At 35.8% G+C, this 18788-nt stretch carries 22 protein-coding genes; 20 read left to right on the forward strand and 2 right to left on the reverse strand.

The genetic code is table 11. The annotated features are described in order from the left end of the window. Nucleotides 1-121: 121 nt before the first annotated feature. Nucleotides 122-289, reverse strand: a complete 168-nt coding sequence (locus tag KH286_RS03535) for a helix-turn-helix domain-containing protein (RefSeq protein WP_278622091.1) — start codon at nucleotides 287-289, stop codon at nucleotides 122-124. 543 nt (nucleotides 290-832) lie between these two features. Here KH286_RS03535 and KH286_RS03540 point away from each other — a divergent pair. The 12 genes from KH286_RS03540 (at nucleotide 833) to KH286_RS03595 (ending at nucleotide 10788) form a co-directional block, all read left to right on the forward strand. Continuing rightward, nucleotides 833-1270: a hypothetical protein gene (locus KH286_RS03540; protein ID WP_141561820.1), complete on the forward strand. Its 438-nt coding sequence runs from the start codon at nucleotides 833-835 to the stop codon at nucleotides 1268-1270. 193 nt (nucleotides 1271-1463) lie between these two features. Beyond that, complete coding sequence (locus KH286_RS03545) at nucleotides 1464-2705, forward strand: SIR2 family protein (protein ID WP_176605614.1); 1242 nt, start codon at nucleotides 1464-1466, stop codon at nucleotides 2703-2705. Beyond that, nucleotides 2705-4576: an ATP-binding protein gene (locus KH286_RS03550; RefSeq protein ID WP_004698195.1), complete on the forward strand. Its 1872-nt coding sequence runs from the start codon at nucleotides 2705-2707 to the stop codon at nucleotides 4574-4576. The genes KH286_RS03545 and KH286_RS03550 overlap by 1 nt, the downstream gene beginning before the upstream one ends. Nucleotides 4577-5080: 504 nt before the next feature. After that, complete coding sequence (locus tag KH286_RS03555) at nucleotides 5081-5911, forward strand: DUF6630 family protein (RefSeq protein ID WP_278617617.1); 831 nt, start codon at nucleotides 5081-5083, stop codon at nucleotides 5909-5911. A gap of 18 nt (nucleotides 5912-5929) precedes the next feature. Then, nucleotides 5930-6745 (forward strand): DUF2262 domain-containing protein, encoded by an 816-nt coding sequence (locus KH286_RS03560; protein WP_278617618.1) that lies wholly within the window; start codon nucleotides 5930-5932, stop codon nucleotides 6743-6745. Between the two features lie 20 nt (nucleotides 6746-6765). After that, on the forward strand, nucleotides 6766-7197 hold the full coding sequence (locus KH286_RS03565; protein ID WP_004698248.1) for a hypothetical protein: 432 nt from the start codon (nucleotides 6766-6768) through the stop codon (nucleotides 7195-7197). A 71-nt stretch (nucleotides 7198-7268) separates the two neighbouring features. Next, nucleotides 7269-7775, forward strand: a complete 507-nt coding sequence (locus KH286_RS03570) for a hypothetical protein (RefSeq protein WP_278617619.1) — start codon at nucleotides 7269-7271, stop codon at nucleotides 7773-7775. Between the two features lie 37 nt (nucleotides 7776-7812). Further along, complete coding sequence (locus KH286_RS03575) at nucleotides 7813-8355, forward strand: hypothetical protein (RefSeq protein WP_008602078.1); 543 nt, start codon at nucleotides 7813-7815, stop codon at nucleotides 8353-8355. Between the two features lie 72 nt (nucleotides 8356-8427). Next, nucleotides 8428-9234: a hypothetical protein gene (locus tag KH286_RS03580; RefSeq protein WP_004698310.1), complete on the forward strand. Its 807-nt coding sequence runs from the start codon at nucleotides 8428-8430 to the stop codon at nucleotides 9232-9234. A gap of 58 nt (nucleotides 9235-9292) precedes the next feature. Then, nucleotides 9293-9886: a hypothetical protein gene (locus KH286_RS03585; protein ID WP_118091220.1), complete on the forward strand. Its 594-nt coding sequence runs from the start codon at nucleotides 9293-9295 to the stop codon at nucleotides 9884-9886. A gap of 84 nt (nucleotides 9887-9970) precedes the next feature. Beyond that, complete coding sequence (locus KH286_RS03590; RefSeq protein WP_004698303.1) at nucleotides 9971-10477, forward strand: YfbM family protein; 507 nt, start codon at nucleotides 9971-9973, stop codon at nucleotides 10475-10477. A 23-nt stretch (nucleotides 10478-10500) separates the two neighbouring features. Continuing rightward, nucleotides 10501-10788 (forward strand): DUF2695 domain-containing protein, encoded by a 288-nt coding sequence (locus KH286_RS03595; protein WP_004698173.1) that lies wholly within the window; start codon nucleotides 10501-10503, stop codon nucleotides 10786-10788. A 137-nt stretch (nucleotides 10789-10925) separates the two neighbouring features. On the opposite strand, the gene KH286_RS03600 is transcribed toward KH286_RS03595, so the two are convergent. Continuing rightward, nucleotides 10926-11492: an NAD(P)H-dependent oxidoreductase gene (locus KH286_RS03600; protein WP_004698115.1), complete on the reverse strand. Its 567-nt coding sequence runs from the start codon at nucleotides 11490-11492 to the stop codon at nucleotides 10926-10928. Nucleotides 11493-11727: 235 nt separating this feature from the next. Between KH286_RS03600 and KH286_RS03605 the strand changes: the two genes are divergently transcribed. The 8 genes from KH286_RS03605 (at nucleotide 11728) to KH286_RS03640 (ending at nucleotide 18657) form a co-directional block, all read left to right on the forward strand. After that, nucleotides 11728-12225, forward strand: coding sequence for an ECF transporter S component (locus KH286_RS03605; RefSeq protein WP_008602085.1), 498 nt, complete (start codon nucleotides 11728-11730; stop codon nucleotides 12223-12225). A gap of 243 nt (nucleotides 12226-12468) precedes the next feature. Continuing rightward, nucleotides 12469-12855, forward strand: coding sequence for a hypothetical protein (locus tag KH286_RS03610; protein WP_042986556.1), 387 nt, complete (start codon nucleotides 12469-12471; stop codon nucleotides 12853-12855). 693 nt (nucleotides 12856-13548) lie between these two features. Next, a complete protein-coding gene (locus KH286_RS03615; RefSeq protein ID WP_156697332.1) occupies nucleotides 13549-13893 on the forward strand; it encodes a zinc ribbon domain-containing protein YjdM in 345 nt (114 codons plus the stop codon). Nucleotides 13894-13993: 100 nt separating this feature from the next. Further along, a complete protein-coding gene (locus tag KH286_RS03620) occupies nucleotides 13994-14389 on the forward strand; it encodes a hypothetical protein (protein WP_156697331.1) in 396 nt (131 codons plus the stop codon). 10 nt (nucleotides 14390-14399) lie between these two features. Next, the gene (locus KH286_RS03625; protein WP_123138182.1) at nucleotides 14400-14912 is read left to right on the forward strand and encodes a phosphatidylglycerophosphatase A family protein; all 513 of its coding nucleotides are present in this window, start codon (nucleotides 14400-14402) and stop codon (nucleotides 14910-14912) included. 213 nt (nucleotides 14913-15125) lie between these two features. Continuing rightward, entirely contained in the window at nucleotides 15126-15665 is a 540-nt protein-coding gene (locus KH286_RS03630; protein WP_155085814.1) for a cysteine hydrolase family protein, read from the forward strand. A 369-nt stretch (nucleotides 15666-16034) separates the two neighbouring features. Continuing rightward, on the forward strand, nucleotides 16035-16664 hold the full coding sequence (locus KH286_RS03635; RefSeq protein ID WP_008602097.1) for a superoxide dismutase: 630 nt from the start codon (nucleotides 16035-16037) through the stop codon (nucleotides 16662-16664). A gap of 346 nt (nucleotides 16665-17010) precedes the next feature. Next, nucleotides 17011-18657 carry a DUF438 domain-containing protein gene (locus tag KH286_RS03640; protein WP_156697329.1) on the forward strand — a complete coding sequence of 549 codons (1647 nt, stop codon included), beginning with the start codon at nucleotides 17011-17013 and terminating at the stop codon, nucleotides 18655-18657. The last annotated feature ends 131 nt before the right edge of the window (nucleotides 18658-18788 follow it).

Below are 18788 nucleotides of genomic sequence, written 5' to 3' on the forward strand. Positions count from 1 at the left end.
CAGTAGTTCCATAAATATGTTTCCGTTTTTATACCTAGAGAATCCTCGTAGGTTAGTCTGATAACATAGTGATTACGCTTTTTATCGTGAAAGATACTACTTTCACCATTACTACGACATTTCATAGATCGTTTTTACCTTTGATTTCTATATTATGTAGATATCGTTGAAAACCATTCTGTTTTATTAAAATACGACGACCTATTCGAGTTGTTGGAATCTCTTTACGATTAATTGCATTTACAATCGCTGTACGAGATACATTTAGATAACTTGCTATTTCATTTATGGTGAGTCAGTTTTTATTCATCTTAATTCTCCTTTTAAAGCTCTTAAAGGAATGCATCCATTTATTATTAAAATTTGCGGAGGGCTATTTTCGCTGATTGTGTGCCTTTTGGATTTCAACATATGTAGTTTGATTATTAGCATCAAACCAGTACTTCGTTTCTCCTTTATAAAGGGTGTGTATCATATTTATTTGTGTATATAACTCCTCTAAATGATTATTTAGTTTGTAATTATAATAGAATTGGAAGATGAGCATAGCGCTAAGAATAACTACTAATAACTTTTTTCCAAAACTTCAAAATTCAAGTGCTTCACGACCTTTATTTAGCATTTTTTCATAGTTTTCGATTGTTTTATTTAATCGATCACATTGTCCTTTACTATAAGCTATACCTGCCTCTTCAATATTTTGGAAAATCCGTTTTAAGTCAGCTGTGGTGCGTTCATGTGCTGAATTAGCTGCATTATCTTTACGTTTATCTAAGTCTTTTATAGATCCGATAACATTACTGGTGATAGATTCAAATTTATTTATTGTGCTTTGAAAGAATTAACGGATATCCCAATTCGGCACGATTTTTACTTTAATTGGATGTTAGATCAAAGTACATATAAACTTAGTTTTCAATATGATTATTCTAATAAAGTAGAATTTGATGCTAGAGAGGGATTGATTGGGATTACACAAAATGAATATTTAACATACGGTATTCAATCTGGTATTGGACCTGATGATTTAGCAATAGTTGGAGCTAATTTTCTTTTATTAGAATCACATAATAATAATGTTATACAGAAACATTTTGAAAGAATAGCTGATACTTTGGAGTCAATTTCTAGTGAAGATATTCTGTTAGGTTATTTAACTAAAGAATCTTTTTCACATAAAGCTGCATCTAGTGATGAAAATTTACGTATAAATGGATATCCATTATTAATCAGCTTGTATATGGCATTAGAAAAAATCATGGCTAGGTAATTCTATCTTTTGACCGACGAAAGAACCTAATATATTAGCTTTAAAATTATACGATTACATATTTCTAGTTTAGCTACAGGATGCCAATTATATGCGACCTATTCAATTGATTTGGTAAAACGTATTAGTAGTTGGCTTGAATTAGATCGAAAGGAAGCGCAAGCTCTAGCTATTGAATATGCGCTTGAGTGGAATGATGCAAAAACCAAAAAAGAAATTGAATTTGAAGAAAAAACAAGTAAAGGCAGAAAATCTAGGAAGGGTTGATAGTATTATAGATGGGGAATTATATGAAAAGATTGCCGGAAATCATATAAATTTTTTGATTGGTTCTGGGATGAGTACTCCATTATATAAGACGCTTGCTTTACCAACAAATGTAGAATTTTCTTTTGAGGATGTCTTAACACATAAAAGTTTAAGTGATAACTCTAAGGTTATTTTGTATATTTACTATTATTCATCTATTATTAATAAAACAACAAAACTAATAGAAATAAAAAATATTATTGATAAAGATAAAGATGAACTAGATGATGAAGAGCTAGTTGTGTACAACTATTTTCTGTTTGTTAAATGGATGGCTGAATATTTAGCTAATACGGGAGTTGATCAGCCTAAAAGAATTAATCTTTTTACCACAAATTATGATTTGTTGTTCGAACAGACATTTGACTATTCTTTGCAAAATATGCCTCTATTGTGGTTTAATGATGGTTCGAGAGGATTTTTTCAAAAAGTCATAAATTCAGAAAACTATAATATAAATATTTTGCATAGTGGTTTTAACGATAATTATCATAGAGAATTATCTATGATAAATTTATACAAATTACATGGCTCTGTTTTGTGGAAATATTCTGAGGATAAAGAATATATTTTAGTAGATGAGAATTTTTCTTTATTTAATAATTTAAATCAAATAATAAATGATAATATTCAAAAGATTGTATTGAATCGTCTTGAAACATTACAGGCCACTAGTTTGGATGAATATGTAGAAGAACTAAATGAAAAAAATATAGCTAATGATGGTGGTGAGCTTAGTAATGATTTATTACAGAATTTTTATGAACGATATAGGCAGATACCTATAGTTAGTCCTAATAAAGGAAAGTTTGAAGAAACTGTATTTAATCAATACTACTATCAGTTTTTGAGAGCTTTTAGTTATGAACTTGAGAAGAAGCAAACAACATTGATAGTTTTTGGTTTTTCTTTTGCAGATGAACATATTCGATCTATAGTAAAAAGATCTTTACTGAATCCCGAGTTGCAAGTGATTATAATTTCATTTTCCCAAAAAAGTTATAAGACGATGAAAAGTTATTTTGAAGGCTATAATAATGTTCAGTTTTTCCCAGATTTTGATGTTGCTATGAAAAGTATTAGAGGGGATTTTGATTATTTGTTAAAATTATTGGGAGCTGAGTGATGAAAATATCCTATGTTATTGGGAATGTAATTGAGGTTAATGGCACTAAAGTTAGAATTCTAATGAATGATAGAACTAATTTAGAACAAGTACATTATAATGGAATATATTATGCTGGTATTTCCAATGGGTCATATGTTGGTATTATAAGGGGTGCTAATAGGATAATTGGTCGTGTTGAACGTGAATATTTAGAAGACCTATTTAAGGATCCTACAAATCATGCATTTACTAAAGGTCGATATCAAAGAATTATTGAGGTATCGATTATAGGGAGCTTAATAAAGGGGAAGGTTGAATATGGTTTGAAATTATTTCCACTGATTTATTCGGAAGTTACGTTGCTTACTTTTGAAGAGATTAGTACAATTTTAACGGCTAATAAAGTGGTTGATGATAATCTGATTCCACTTGGAAGTACATTATCTAGTTCTGTTCCGATAGGACTCCCTTGGCAAAGGCTATTTAATACTCATGTAGGTGTTTTTGGTAATACTGGTAGTGGGAAATCTAATACATTAGCAAAAATTTATACAGAGCTTTTTAACTTAGATAAACAAAGCAAAATTCAATTGAGGGGTAAGTCATTATTTCTTTTGATTGATTTTAATGGGGAATATGTCGGGGAGTCAATATTAACTAATCAAAAAAAAGTGATTAGATTATCAACTAATAGGGAAACTGGAGAGAAATTAAAGTTACCTTCAAAATACTTTTGGAACATAGAAACACTTGCAATTCTTTTTTCTGCTACAGAAAAAGTTCAAAAACCTTTTTTACATAATGCAATTAAATATTTTATTGATTTGGAAACTAATGATATTTCTATCGATACCTTAATAGATGGAATTGGAAGTGCATTTTACAATGTTTTTAAATGTAATAATAATTCTCAGTCTTTGCTACTTCTAAATAAAGTTATTGAGAGTATTGAAGAGATAACTGATAAGCAGAAAAAGGATATTTGGTCTTCTAAGATAATAAATCTTCTTTCATTTAAATGGCATTCAAAAAATGAAACATATTATGATGGGAGCACTACTGCTAGCTATATAAGTAGTAAAACCGATGAGGCGATAATTACAGATAGAAATGAATTTCAGGAGTGCTTAAAATCTGCATTAGAAGGTCATGAAATAAGGGACAATGTTAAGATTACTCATAAAATTACTATAAGTATAATTTGTCATCTTATTTACTGTATATGTTATAATAAAATACAATATGATTTTGTCGCTCCTTTGCTTAGTCGAATTGAAAGTCAGTCAGCTGTTATTAATAAAATATTTGATATAAGTAATAATGTTAGTTTAGATGAGGGGCTAACTATTATTTCATTAAAAGAGTGCAATACAGTTGCTAAAAAACTTATCCCATTACTTTTGGTTAATTATTTGTATGATTTACAGAAAAAAATTATTGAGCAAGAAACTGGAGTTACACATACAACACATTTAATTATAGATGAAGCTCATAATATATTGTCTGAACAATCTAAAAGAGAGGATCAGGCTTGGAAAGATTATCGGTTAGAAGTTTTTGAGGAAATAATAAAAGAAGGCCGAAAGTTTGGGTTTTATGTAACCATAGCAAGCCAAAGACCTGCAGATATTTCCCAAACTATAATGTCACAAATTCATAATTATTTTATTCATAGGTTAGTTAATGATAATGATTTATTTATGATTTCTAATACGATAAGTACTTTGGATTCTGTTTCTAAAAAGCAGATTCCAATATTAGCCCCAGGACAATGTGTTATAACGGGGACTAGTTATGAGTTACCAATTTTAGTACAAGTAGATAAACTATTATCAGAAAAATCTCCTAATAGTGAAAATGCAGATTTATTGACTTTGTGGAAACAATAGTATTTATAAGCCAATTTATAAGCCTTTTTTCTAGATTGTATAAGTTTTTTTAAGAAAATAGATTGTATTAAATCATAGAATTACAATGATAAGTGCATTAATTTTTTTATAAAAGCTAGATTATTGGATTATTATAAAAAAATAATTTATGTAAAGTTTTATAGGGATAAAATTCCTAAACTGCGTGTCACTGGTTCGATTCCGGTTAGGCGCACCAAAAAAATAATTAATGAGCATATGTTTTTTAGTATTATGCCTTTTTAGGAGCCAAGATTTAATTCTTGGCTCTTTTTAAGTTTTGAAATTTAAAACACCGTTTCTATAGAGCAGAATAGGTTTGAAAACCTGCTTTTATCAAAAATTATTCATATGCTAATTAAACATAAGTTTTATGATAAGTAGTCCTTAATAATGATATAATTAAGATATATATTCAGTTACATATTTAGTTACATATTCAGTTAGACATTATATGTAAGCAACAGTGTATAGGGGAGAGTGTATATGAGCTTTTACAATTGGATTCAAGAAAAACTGTTTGATGATTACGAAGAATGGCGTTTGAAGTGCCCTGATTATAATCGAAATGGTTTTAATATAGTAGGAATAGATAATACTCTAAAGGCTATGCATGATGGATTTTTCATGTATATAGAATTGTATCCACCTCATGCCATCGATGGTTGCACTGCGATGAAAGCGCGTGTAGGAAAAACACCAGATGCAGTCGATATATTCTTAGACATAGATGGTAAGACGTATCGTATGGCTGATGTAAGTTATCCTGATGCAGTGAAGATGATGCGGGCCTTTGTGAAAAAACGCAGAGTACCTGATTGTAGTTTGGGTGTAGAAGCAGCGTATCTAGATATCAATCAGATGCGACCTATATTTACAGAGTTAGCAACGTTGTTGCTAGGCGATGCTAAACAAGCTAAATCGTTTATGACCAAGGCTAAGTTGCGCTCCATGGAAGAATTAGAAGATAGTTGGTGGAATTTCTATGAGAAACTAGTAGCTAAAGGATATGCTGTAGAGCTAAGCTGTAAATGTGAATTAGAGGATTTTATTTATTATGTACAGAAATTAATACGTAACAAGTCTTTAGATACCGGCGAAGATCTAATTATTGACCTATCAGCATTAGATGAAGATCAAGTTATTATGGACTGGCGTGCTGATCTTAATTCTAAATGGGAAAACTATACGTTAGCAGGCATGGACATCGGAACCGATAGCTTTGTACTTATGGTGCTTTCAAATGAGGAATTCAAAACAGCCAAAGAACTAGGAAAAGAACTATTACATAGAATCGATGTAGCTGAACGCTTGTGATGAATAGGAGAGAGTCATATGAGTATTGTACGTTTACCAGAATATGAAGCAGAGTTTGAATCGGAAGAGTTTGAAATCTATGCATTGCCGCGCAGTGATGTAAATGGGGCTAGTCCTTATTTAGAGAAGTACCATAGACCACTAGTGTCTACCGATGCTATCTTAGATACTCGAACTGGCGTGCTTGACCGTAGCGAAGGCATTTTGACGTGGATTATTGAAGGTTTTGATAATGGTTGGGGGTATAGTTTTGAGCCCCATGGCGTTTACAAATTATTGGTTAAGAAAGCAAAACCTATAGAGGACTTGGGTTATATGCGTCCTTCTTGGAATAATCGCTATTATGTGCTTGAGGTGTTAGAGGAACATGCTAAACATAGCGAGTTGGAGGCGTTGTCGGCTTATTTGAAAAGCCCTAAATACCTTCATACCGACAAGGGCGATTTCCTGTTAAATCGAGAGTATCAATATTACACAGCGAGAATTGATGATTATGCATTCACCCTTGATGTGGATGAGGGCTCTAATGAAAGCTGTACCGTAGCATTGGCTGCTTTCAATAAAATCAATAACTTCAAAGCATTTGAACAACGAATTAGTACATATATTAGTGAAAAATTGCTAGACCTTGCTAATGATTGGCTCGACAATGACGATCAAGATCCGATTACGTCAGACGTATTTGCTAAGCGTATTACGATGGGTGAATTGGCGTTTCGTAACGATGGCTCCATAGAGGTCTATTATGACGATGATGATATTTTCTGGGGGCACTGTATCATGGCTCATATTGATGCGGATGGGAACCCTGTTGATGCAGATATTGCAGGATAATCAATTAATGGAGAGTCCTAATGAGAAAATCGGAATTAATGACATTATGGAATGTTGAAAGCTGGTTTGAAGAACCTTATGGTGTTTACTTTGTATCTTGCCGATTGGGCACTAATCGTTTAGAGACTGTAGGACAAGCCTTTAAAAAACTTAATATTAGTTGTACCGGTTATACTGAGGATGATGTACTTTCACTATCAATATGGGAGCAATTATATGTCCAATTAGATGAATTAGACCAACTGGCGAAGGGGCTCATACAAAAGGGAATACCGCAAGAAGAGTCTGTTGTACTAACGCTAACGGATATAATGCTGGATAAATCAGGTTGTTACGATGCATTTGCACTAGGCTATGATGTGGGAGAATCCCCAGCAGGACATCTATATGTTTTGGTTCCTTTTGATGAAAACTTTACGGCTCAACAAGATGTGATATACGAAACCTTATAGAGTTGTTTTAAAGTGGTGATACTGGTGTTGTATTCTACCTAAAAATATAAGTGATATGCAGGAGAGAGCCTATGGAAGATATGTATAAATTAGTCAAAGATTTCTTTAGTCATGATATGGATTTAGATGATTTATTTGATTCCGAAGCTATCATCTGGATTGACTGGCGCGAGGATGACGAAGATGTGGTGAACTATTTTAATGACATGATGGATGAGCCTATCGACATTCAAACCGTTAGCAATGGAAAGCAGTATGGTGACGATATTGTACTACAAAAGGGCAATAAAAAATTGCTAATTCCCTACGGTGATGAGAAAGACAGGGATGTGACTATCAAATATTTCAACGACTTCGTTAAACCTGATTATGAGGTGCGCTGGCTTGCTGAAAGCCTTGGCGATGATACGCTCGGATTTACCGTGCTTTCAGGGGCAGAATGGCTAAAGCTAGAAGATGAGTTTGGTGCAGATATAGTTTGTTATTATTTTGTACCTATTGATTTAGAAAGCAACATGTTTAATCTCAGTATGAGCGAGGTTTCTGCGTTGTTAGAATTACGAGAAAATAAGAGATGAAATAGAGAGAATAGACGAATCTATAAGAGGTAACAATATGGATTATTTAAAAATATTACATGAAGATTCTAACTTGGCAGCAGATTTTGATGCACTATTTGATTTCTTTCTGCTTGATGAACCTACAAAACGTGATGAGGTAGAGGGGCGATGTACCTTTTCCGTGGATGGAGTAGCCTTTGCTCGTGATGGTGCAGGCGGTGAATATCATCAACTAGAGGATGGATCAATTGGATATATGAGTAGCGAAGGTGAATGCGGTCGCATAGCTGAAAGTATAGACGATTTAATTTGTTTATTGGTGTATAGCATTTGCTGGCATGACTATTGTGACTCTAGCCAATATACGGATGTAGGAATTCTTGAATCGTATGCTAAGGAGCGATATGCTCAAATTACATCTTATACAGAAATGGACGAATGGGAAACAGTTGTTAAGGCGCTAGGCATGCCTTCTGAAGCAAACTTGGCTGCTGTACTGCAAAAGTTTTACGATGCGGCACATCGAGAACCTGTATACCAAGGCTTTTACCATGAAGAAGATGGTAGTATTACGGCTTATGAAGGTCTATTCTTTTAATATGTAAAATGGGAAAATAATCAGCAATAAAAGAGTGTTTCAAGAGGTTTTGTGTTGTAATAGGAGAATCGTATGGCAATTGATGGAGTAAAGATCATAGACAGCGATGACGGTCATGATATTTATAATGCTATTGTTGAGCGGTACAAGGATGGTATCAGTGTCGATACTATAATTTCTGAAATCTTAGGTGAGGAACAAAATTTTTGTACTGATGAGTTTTACACAGAAATTTATTGGACTGCGGTGGCCTATTCTTTATGGAAGATAGGGCATCTGTCTGAGGATATCAAAGAGAAAACCTTAGACATAATCGCTCAGGGCCCTCATGAGTTTTGGCTAGACATTGATAGTAAGGCACTTAAACAGCGCCAAAAGGTATTAGATAAGTTAGCAGTACAGCTACAAAGTGAAAATCCAAAGCCTATTAAGGTTCGTAAATCTAAAACGAGGAGAGAAACTCATTTTAAGGTGGGCGACGTATTAGCTGTTAAGTTTGAAAACGACTATGGTGCCGTCTTTGTATCTGACGTGGATCAATCACCGCGGAAAATCGAATATCATTTAGCCTGTACGCGACTTTTACAAGAAGAAAAACCTACAATGGAGCAGTTTTTAAATAGTAAAATCGCCTGCCGGAAAGATAATACAAATTTCGGTATCGATACAGATTGTTGGTTTAATCATAAAGACCTAGGCCTATTGCTAGACGATTTAGAAATCATAGGGAACGTCGAACTATATCCGTGTAAATTGTGGAAACTAGCACCAGCAGGCACGTTGGAAGATATTTATGAGGAGATTACAGATAATCCTAGGATAGGAAAACTGCGTCTCATAGACACCTATGAACTGGTGAAAAAGGTTATTCAGAAATAATTATGGGGTAAACGCATTAATAGGTGGGCGTATATATAATGCTAAAGGTATAACTATAATGGATACTGTGACGAAACAATATATAGAAACTGTGAAAGTCAGTGATATACCGTGGCATCGGTTAACCACAACTTACGGTCGTGCCACAGATTTTCCTACAGAGCTTGATGTGTTGTGGAGCATGAAAAGTATTGATGCTGTTGATGCGGCTGGTGAGGCGTTAGCAATGAATATTGAGCACCAATCGACATTGTGGCATGCTACACCATTTGCTATGATTTTCTTGCTTCGTATTTTTAAGAAAGCCCTAGAAGAGAGAACTCAGAATGAAGTAGCTCATTATTTAGCAGAACAATTGGTAGACCTATTTACTGTGATTGCTGAGTGCATCCGAGATGGTCTCGTGCTAGAGCATGCAGATCCATTACCTCATTTTGTGGATATGCTTAACGAAGAATACCTTTGGTCTGAAGAATACGATGAAGACGAAGATGTTCTTAGATATGAGGAAGAAGACGTATTTCCTGATGATTTATTCTTTAGCTTTTATTACTACTCACTGCAAGTGCTTTTACTAGCTATTCCGTTATTAGATAAATCTCATGAAGGAGAAGCTAATTTACTAGACTTACTGACAGAGATAGAGTACTAAATGAGAGATAGAGTACTAAATATCTAAGGGGATAGCAGATTATTACATATCTACTGAGATTACAGGATTAGGAGGTTATGGGCTATGGGACTAATTGCAAATTATAGCTGTTTAAGCGATGCGAATTTAAAAGAAATTAAAGCCATGGGCTCAGAAGAAGAGGAAATTCTTGAAAGCGTTGAAGAGTGGAATGACGATGATGAATTATTGCTTGATATCGATAAAATGTGGGATGTACTTCACTTTGTGCTAACTGGCGTAGGCACTGACCATAAGGACGATAAGAATCCTCTTAGCCAAGCTGTGCTTGGCATAACAGCTGTTGAAGAACTATCGGATTACTTAGCGTATACGGAACACGATAAGTTAGCAGATATCGTGGCGGCTCTAGAGCAGTTTGATATGGAAGAGGCTCTTGAATCTTTTGATATGGCAGCTTGCAAAGAGGCTGAGCTATATCCAGATATTTGGGATTACGATGAGGAAGAGGAGGAAATCAAAGACGAACTTCTTCATGATTTCGAGCAAATGAAACGTTTCTACAAACAAGTACTAGACGCTAATGGGAACGTGCTTGTATCGATTTGCTAAGTTCATAAAAGGAAATTATTATCATGGATAAAGCACGTAAAAAGGAATTGTTAAAAGCATATGCAGATAAGCAGAGACAATCGTTTAAAGATAGTTTACCTATGGATGAAGAGTTGTTTTGGAATCTCTTTGATTATGTAGACGAGAAATTAGAGGAAAATGACGGTTGCGATCATAGTTTGACTTTCACTAGAGAATTCTTGGAAAAACAAAAGGTAGATGTAGAAATCGTATTAGACTGGATCGTCAACGAAGGTGGCGGTTGTGACTGCGAGGTTCTCTACAATGTAGAAGAGAGATTTGAAGAGTAATATCTATGTAATTGGGAAGGTTTTCGTATACAGCTTGTTTTTGACTTAGAGCAAACTGTAAGCAGTCTAATGAAAATTTATTTGTGATTTTGGTAACCAAGTAATCTTTGGTAAAAAATCATAGTATACTAGAAATGTTAAATACTGCCGGCGATATTAGCGATTTTGTCTAAGAAGCGCCGGCGTTTTTCGTCTGAGCTGTTTTCTGTGCCAGCCAACTGGGTATGTGTAACCGGTTTAATGCCACAGGATTTCAGAACTTGATTTTTCAATACCTTGCCATAGTCCTGAATAAACGGCGTCAAAAAGGCGGGAGTATTGTGGGTGGTGATGATCCAGGCGGATTTTCCCTGTAAATGACCTATAAGTCCTCGTTTTCCGTATGAATAGGCAAAGCCCGCTGTAAACACGCGATCGATAAAGCCTTTGAGCATTGCCGGCATACCGCTCCACCAAATTGGGTAGATAAAGACGATATGGTCTGCCCAAGTAATTAAGTTACGATACTTTTCCATGTCCGGTACAGTGCTTAAATCTCGACGTTTGTGCGTGTCATCAAATCGTAATATAGGATCGAACTGCTCCTCATATAAATCCAAGGTGTTCACATTGTGGTCTTTTGAAAGATTCTGTTGCACTACTTTCAGAATAGCGTCATTAAAACTTTGATGATTAGGATAGGTGTAAATGATTAAAATATTCATGGCTAGTTCCTTTCTTGTTAATCATCGTCAGGTTGAGAGAATCTGTATAGTAAAATGGTAGCTATATTAAGTTAAAGTCTAGTGAAGAGCACCTATTCTAAACGTAAATAACGATAAATGTTGGGAAGAGTGTATTATTAATTCCTTCTGTTTGCGGGTGTTGTTATAAAGGTATATAGTATAGATATGCGGTGTATTTTATCGCATATCTATTTTTCTTTATAAGGAGGACGCTATGCAACACGTTCAAACCCGCAGTACTACGTCTGCGTTAGTACTCACAGCCGTATTGATTGCCCTCGCAACATTGTTTACCATGTACACGAAAATTCCAGTACCTGGCATTCGCGGCTATTTCAATGTAGGAGATGTCGTTATTATGACGTCAGCTCTATTATTAGGTCGAAAATATGGCGCCTATATTGGTGCTATCGGCCCGGCGCTAGCCGATTTATTTCTCGGCTATGTAGTCTTTGTACCCATCACCTTCGTGGTGAAAGGACTTGAAGGCTATCTTGTCGGTACTGTCTATAAAAATAAGACAACTACCTCTGCCTTAGCGGCAACTATCCTAGGTGGTATTATCATCGTAGCAGGCTACTTTATCGCTGAATACTTTGTATTCGACCTAGGCGTAGCCATTGCTAGTATATTGACGAACGCCATTCAAGCCGTTATGAGTGTCATTATTAGCATGATTTTATATGCTATATTACGGAGACGACTTGCGTAATAGTATACTTATTGGTATACGATGTAGAAAAAGATGTTAGTATAGTTAATGATGACACTCAAGAAAGTACAGCGCTAGTAGCGCTGTGCTTTCTTTGTTTTTATTATAATTATCCATGAACTTTTAATTGTCATTATTTTCCTTAAAGTATTGATGCTTAGATAAATGGACATATTTTATTTGTTTTGTTAATATAAAACTCAATAATAATTTTATGTTGTGTGTTATGATTGGTGAAATTTTATGGTTAGAGTTTTATATTTATTTTTATTGCTAGTTGTTTTGAGTCCTATTAATGCTTTTGCTGATTATCAGAGGGACACGCTTGATATACAACGCTCTCTTAATGAGCAGATACAGTCTCAGTTAAAGATTCCGGCAAAAGTCCTTAAAACGAAGCTTAATAGAGATTATAGTTTTGCCTTACAGATAAAAACGGATACTCAAGGTCGTATTACTTCTGTTGAGTTAGATCCAAATGAGAGTACCTCTAATGATGAGATATATTTAGAGTTAGTACAGTCCGCAAAGGATACCGTTTGGAATATAGGGTATATTGATGTTAAAGAAGAACTTGTTTTTCATGTTCCCATTAATTTTATAATATCCTCTAATGACGATGTAAATTGACAGTCTTTAGAATTCAGACTATACTATAAGTACAAAAGAGCCAATTAACGTGTTCTAGGCGTTAGGCTCATCAAAGAATTGTGAATTTGATAAACCTAACGTGTCTAAGTATTGCCGTACTTAGTCTTAAACGTTAGGTTTATCTTATTTTATAATCAATATATTGATTATTTCTTAAGAATTAACACTACGAGGGTAGCGAATAAAAGGGAGACTCTATCAAGAGTCTCCCTTTGTTAGTTATAAATAGACTAATATTTATTAATAGATTTTTTATTGCATAGAACATAAGTTCGGTTTATAATGAACGTAAGATAGTCGAACGAGGTTGGGCCACCCTTTTTCTTTGAAGGGGGTGAAAGCCTATGAATGCTTATGAAGTCATCATGATTGTCCTCGGGATCTTAACTGTCGTTATTTCCTTTGGAGCATTGATAGTGCTGATTTGTCGTAATAACGACAAATAGCCCTTCGTTACCAACTGGTAGCTGAAAACGAAAGGCCATTTTTTCGTGCTTTATAATGTTTTGGGATGAGCCTGACGGAACCACTCGTCGACTATCTCTTTATTACATTATAATGAGATTGGCGTATATCGTCAATCTAGAGTCAATGGTCATCATATTAATATAGAGCCCGGTTTCCAAGGTATGGTATAATACTTTCATTATGTAATAAACAAAGGAGATCTAAATGGTAAATTTACCTAACTGCCCTAAGTGTGGCGACGAGTACACATACGAAGACGGTCATATGTTTATCTGCCCTATGTGTGGCAACGAATGGACAGTGGCCGATGTGCAAGCTGCAGCTGAAGCGGGTATTATTCGCGATGCTAACGGCAATGAGCTCGCTGATGGCGATACAGTGGTTGTTGTAAAAGACCTCAAAGTAAAAGGCGCGGGGGTATTGAAACAAGGTACGCGCGTAAAAAATATTCGCCTCATCACCGATGCAAGCGATGGTCACGATATCGATTGTAAAATTGATGGCTTCGGTGCGATGGCATTGAAATCCGAAATGGTTAAGAAAATCTAATCTAAGAAATCCCTACCGATAAAAATTCGGTAGGGATTTTTTCGTGGTATAATCAACTTATAATGCATATAGTATGAGAGTATTTAGATGAGAGGAAACTATGTTTAACCGTGTTATATTATTGGCTTTATTAGTGTCTGCAATGAGTCCTATTAGTTCTATAGCTGCAGAGGTAAAGCCTGCGGACAAGCGTAATTATGAATTGCAACAACAGATTTCTTATAATGTGATCATTCCGCCAGAGGCTTTTGAAACGAGTGCAGATGGAACATTAATCGTTCCTATAGAGGTTAAGACGGATGATAAGGGTAATATTGTAGCTGTTGAAGCAGGTCCTAATAATTGGAAACTAGATCGTGAAGCGTACCCTATCTTTGAGGAGGCTGCTAAAGAAGCGGCTTGGAATACTAAACATGTTGATACTGATGAAGCGCTTGTTGTAACGATTCCCGTTAGTATTGTCATGCTACCTGATACTAATTCTAAGAAACGATAAAGGAGGGCTTATGGAAACTACGAAAGATTTAGAGAAATATACTTATGATCTTCTCGCTGAGCGTGGTGTCACATTAGATGACATTGCAGAGCTTGTTTTTTACGTACAAAAACCGTATATGCCGAATTTAAAACTAGAAGAGTGTCGTACAAGTGTGGCTTCTGTACTATCTAAACGGGAGGTGCATAATGCGATTATTACGGGCATAGAGCTTGATAAGTTAACGGAGCAAAATAAACTATCTCAGCCATTGCAACGCATTGTTGCTAATGATGAAAGCCTATATGGGATTGATGAAATTTTAGCCTTTTCCATCGTTAATTTATATGGGTCCATTGGCTTTACAAACTATGGCTATTTAGACAAGGTGAAGCCAGGTATCATCAAGAAACTAGATAGTGAAGAGGGTGGGCATTGTAATACATTCCTCGATGATTTGGTAGGTGCTGTAGCGGCAGCAGCGGCAGGAAAACTGGCACATAATGAACCAAATCGCGTGCAACATGCTATAGCAGAAGAATAGAAGTCCGTCATATATCTACTTGTCGATAGAGTATGAGGTGGGCTTTGATGACTCATTGATAACACTTTCACAACAACATGATGACACTTTCACAACAACTTGATAACAATGTATAGAGTTGCTAGATATTATTGATGTTATAAAGAATAAAGAGTATAAATAATATTGATTGGAAATAAGTACTTTGTTTTGTAGCTATATACAGGAGGAGCTATGCAAAAGGTTCTAGTAGTAATCGATATGCAAAATGATTTTGTAGATGGTGCCCTTGGTTCATCGCAAGCACAGTTAATCGTAGATAATGTGCGTAAGAAAATTGAAAGCTTTGATGGCCCTATTATCTTTACGCGTGACACGCATGATAGAGATTACTTGGAACACCAAGAAGGAAAGCTTTTACCAGTGCCACATTGCGTTAAAAATACCGAGGGCTGGCATATTGTGGACGGCTTGATTGAGGCTGCAGAAGGTCGATCAATTATGAGCCCTGTATCATTTGTAGATAAACCAAACTTTGCTTCTTTTGAGCTGCTCACTCGGTTAGAGGGCATGGATAGGGTAAATCCTATTGAGTCTATTACGCTCATCGGATTATGCACAGATATTTGCGTTGTTTCCAATGCGATTATGTTGAAAGCAGGCTTGCCAGAGATTCCTATTCACATTGATTCGAGCTGTTGTGCTGGCGTAACAGAGGAGTCCCATCAAGCGGCATTAACAACGATGAAAATGTGTCAGTGCATTGTTGAATAATTTGTATATATCTGTATATGTTTTTATGTAGAACTATGTGTTATTGCTGAGTAAAAGTCACATAACAATCAACTAATGAAAGGCTGTGGGAGTTCCCATGGCCTTTTTATGTTAGCCTTTTATATTGACGTTTTTCTATATAATGTGTACAATTAGATAAAGAATGATAATTCATATCAATTTATTGGTTGAAAAGTATATCTTAACTTCTGGTTGAAGTTAGGATAATACGTCTCTTCTTGAAGTATATATGCTATGCTAGTAGATTGATTCTATACTACCGATGCAGGTGCATCGAATCGCTTTCACAAGAACGATGATACGAAATAATTAGCATTGTTCTATGCCCTAATTATAAGGAGGACTATTATGAAACCTTTCGAACTCGCACCCTTACCGTATGCTTATGATTACCTTGAGCCTGTTATCGACGCTGAAACAATGAAATTGCATCATGACAAGCATCACCAAGCTTATGTTAATAATTTGAACGCGGCCATCGCGAAATATCCGGATCTTGCGTATGGTTGTGTAGACTGCATTCTCGGCGATATTGCTAATGTGCCAGAAGATATCCGTCAAGCAGTTATCAATAATGGTGGTGGTCACAAGAACCACACTATGTTCTGGGAAATTATGACAAAACCAGATACTTCTAAATTGCAAGGCCCTTTGAAAGAGGCTATTGACGCTGAACTTGGTGGCTACGATGCGTTTGTTGAAAGCTTCTCTACTGCAGCAGCTACACGCTTTGGCTCTGGTTGGGCTTGGCTTGTAGTTAATAAAGATGGCAAGTTAGAAGTGACATCCTCTGCAAACCAAGATAATCCTTTATTGGAAGGTAAAAAAGCAATTTTATGTTTAGACGTTTGGGAACATGCATACTACTTGCACTACCAAAACCGTCGTCCAGACTATATCAAGGAATTCTTCCGCGTTATTAACTGGGACAAAGTTTCTGAAAACTACGAAAAAGCATTGAAACCACACCATGATTAAGGGGTACACTTGTTAGAAACAGAAACAGAAACAGAAACAGAAACAGAAACAGAAACAGAAACAGAAATGAGAATAATAATATAATGTAACGTAAATACCGGATAGTTGGTCTACATGATCGATTATCCGGTGTTTTATTACTGTTATCTCATCTTATAAATAACTTTCAAAAGTATAGCCACGGATACAGATTTTCTAATCGATATCGTTTATCATAGAACCATAGGTCATTACATATAGACCTTTTACCGTAAATAAATAGCTTCATATGTGTAATATACGCATATAGAGGAATGATACTATTTTATAAGTATAGTATAGAAATTTTTGACACGAGGGGAACAAAATGGAAAAGAAATTAGATTTATCCAAATCGGTATATGATTTGGTGAAAGAATATCCTGAAGTAACAGATATTATGAAGGAATTAGGATTCAGCGAAATCACAAATAAGGTGATGTTGAATTCTGTTGGCAAAATCATGACCATCCCAAAAGGGGCTAAGATGAAAGGTGTATCCATGATTGATATCGTGGGTGCTTTTATGAAAGCCGGTTTTACCTTAGAAGGTGACATGCCAAATCTATCTGGTAATGATGCAGAAACTACGGGTCATCCTGGCGTGGCACCTACTGAAGTGGCTAGAAAGTCTAATGTTACGGATGCATCTGCTAAGGTAGCTTCTAGTACAATTGCAGCAAATGCAGTGGAAATCAGTGCACCAGTATCTAATACAGCGAAAGCTAATACGGAAGAGAATTCCGAAGCTAAGGCTGAAGATGCTGTTCAAGATAGCGAACGTGTAGAGCAACTTAAAGGTTTCTTGAAACGGTTAGGTACGGGCGAAGACCTGGGTGCCGTTCGTGAAGATTTTGCTAGTCAATTCGCCCATGTTGAGGCTAGTGAAATTATGAAAGCTGAACAAGGTCTTATGCGTGAAGGTACACCGTTAGCTGAGGTTCAACAATTATGTGACCTTCACTCCGCCTTGTTCCACGGTTCTACCATTCATGAACAAATGGAGTCAGAACATGCTAAGGTTGAGGCTGTGCTAGAGGCTCAAGAAAAGAGCAAAAGTGTGGTGTCCTTGATTGAAACTGTAGGACATCCACTCCATCAATTAACAGAAGAAAACAAGGCTCTTGATGCGTTAATTGAATCCATTCGACCTAAAGTGGCAGATAAAACGGCAACCGTTGATGATGTAAATGCAGTGCGTCAAGTATCTGTTCACTATGCTAAGAAGGGTGACCTTTTGTATCCGCATTTGAAAGTAGCCTATGATATTTCTGGTCCATCTATGGTTATGTGGACTGTTGATGGTGATATTCGGGACCAACTAGGTGATTTAGCTAAGTCTAGCCAAAGCGTAGATGATTGGTATAGACGTTTTGATGAGCTTCTTACACGTGCACAAGAAATGATCTATAAAGAACAAAATATTTTGTTCCCAATCTGTGCAGAAAACTTCAGCACTGAAGAGTGGTACCAAATCTACAAAGATACAGCACAGTATGAAGAAATCTTTGGGGTAAAACGCACTGCTTGGACAGAGGCTGAAACCGCATTAGCAACACAAACAACAAAAGCAAGTGGCGATGATAATACCATTGCTCTAATCGGTGGCAGCTTGACTGTGGATCAATTAAATGCCATGCTTAATACAATGCCAATGGAAGTAACCTTTGTTGATCACGAAGACATTAACCGTTACTTCAACGATGGTGAAAAGGTCTTTAAACGCCCTACGACAGCTATCGGTCGTGATGTGTATTCCTGCCATCCGCCAAAGGTAGAACCAATCGTACGTGGTATCATTGATTCCTTCCGTAAAGGTGATCGCGATAATGTAGCTGTATGGCTTGAAAAACAAGGTCGTCCGTTCTATGTTAATTACATGGCTGTTCGTGACCAAAACAATAATTATATTGGTACATTGGAACTCGTACAAGACATGCAATTTGCAAAAGATCATTTTGCTAGAACTAAATAAGACCCTATATATGTGGTAACCTGAATAGGTAACATATATAAGACATATATGAAAAAGAGGCTGCTCTAACACCGTTTGATGGTAGAGCAGCCTTTTTGTATGCCTCATAATTTACCGTACATACATCCTTG

The organism is Veillonella parvula, assembly GCF_018378075.1.
Lineage (GTDB): Bacteria > Bacillota > Negativicutes > Veillonellales > Veillonellaceae > Veillonella > Veillonella parvula_K.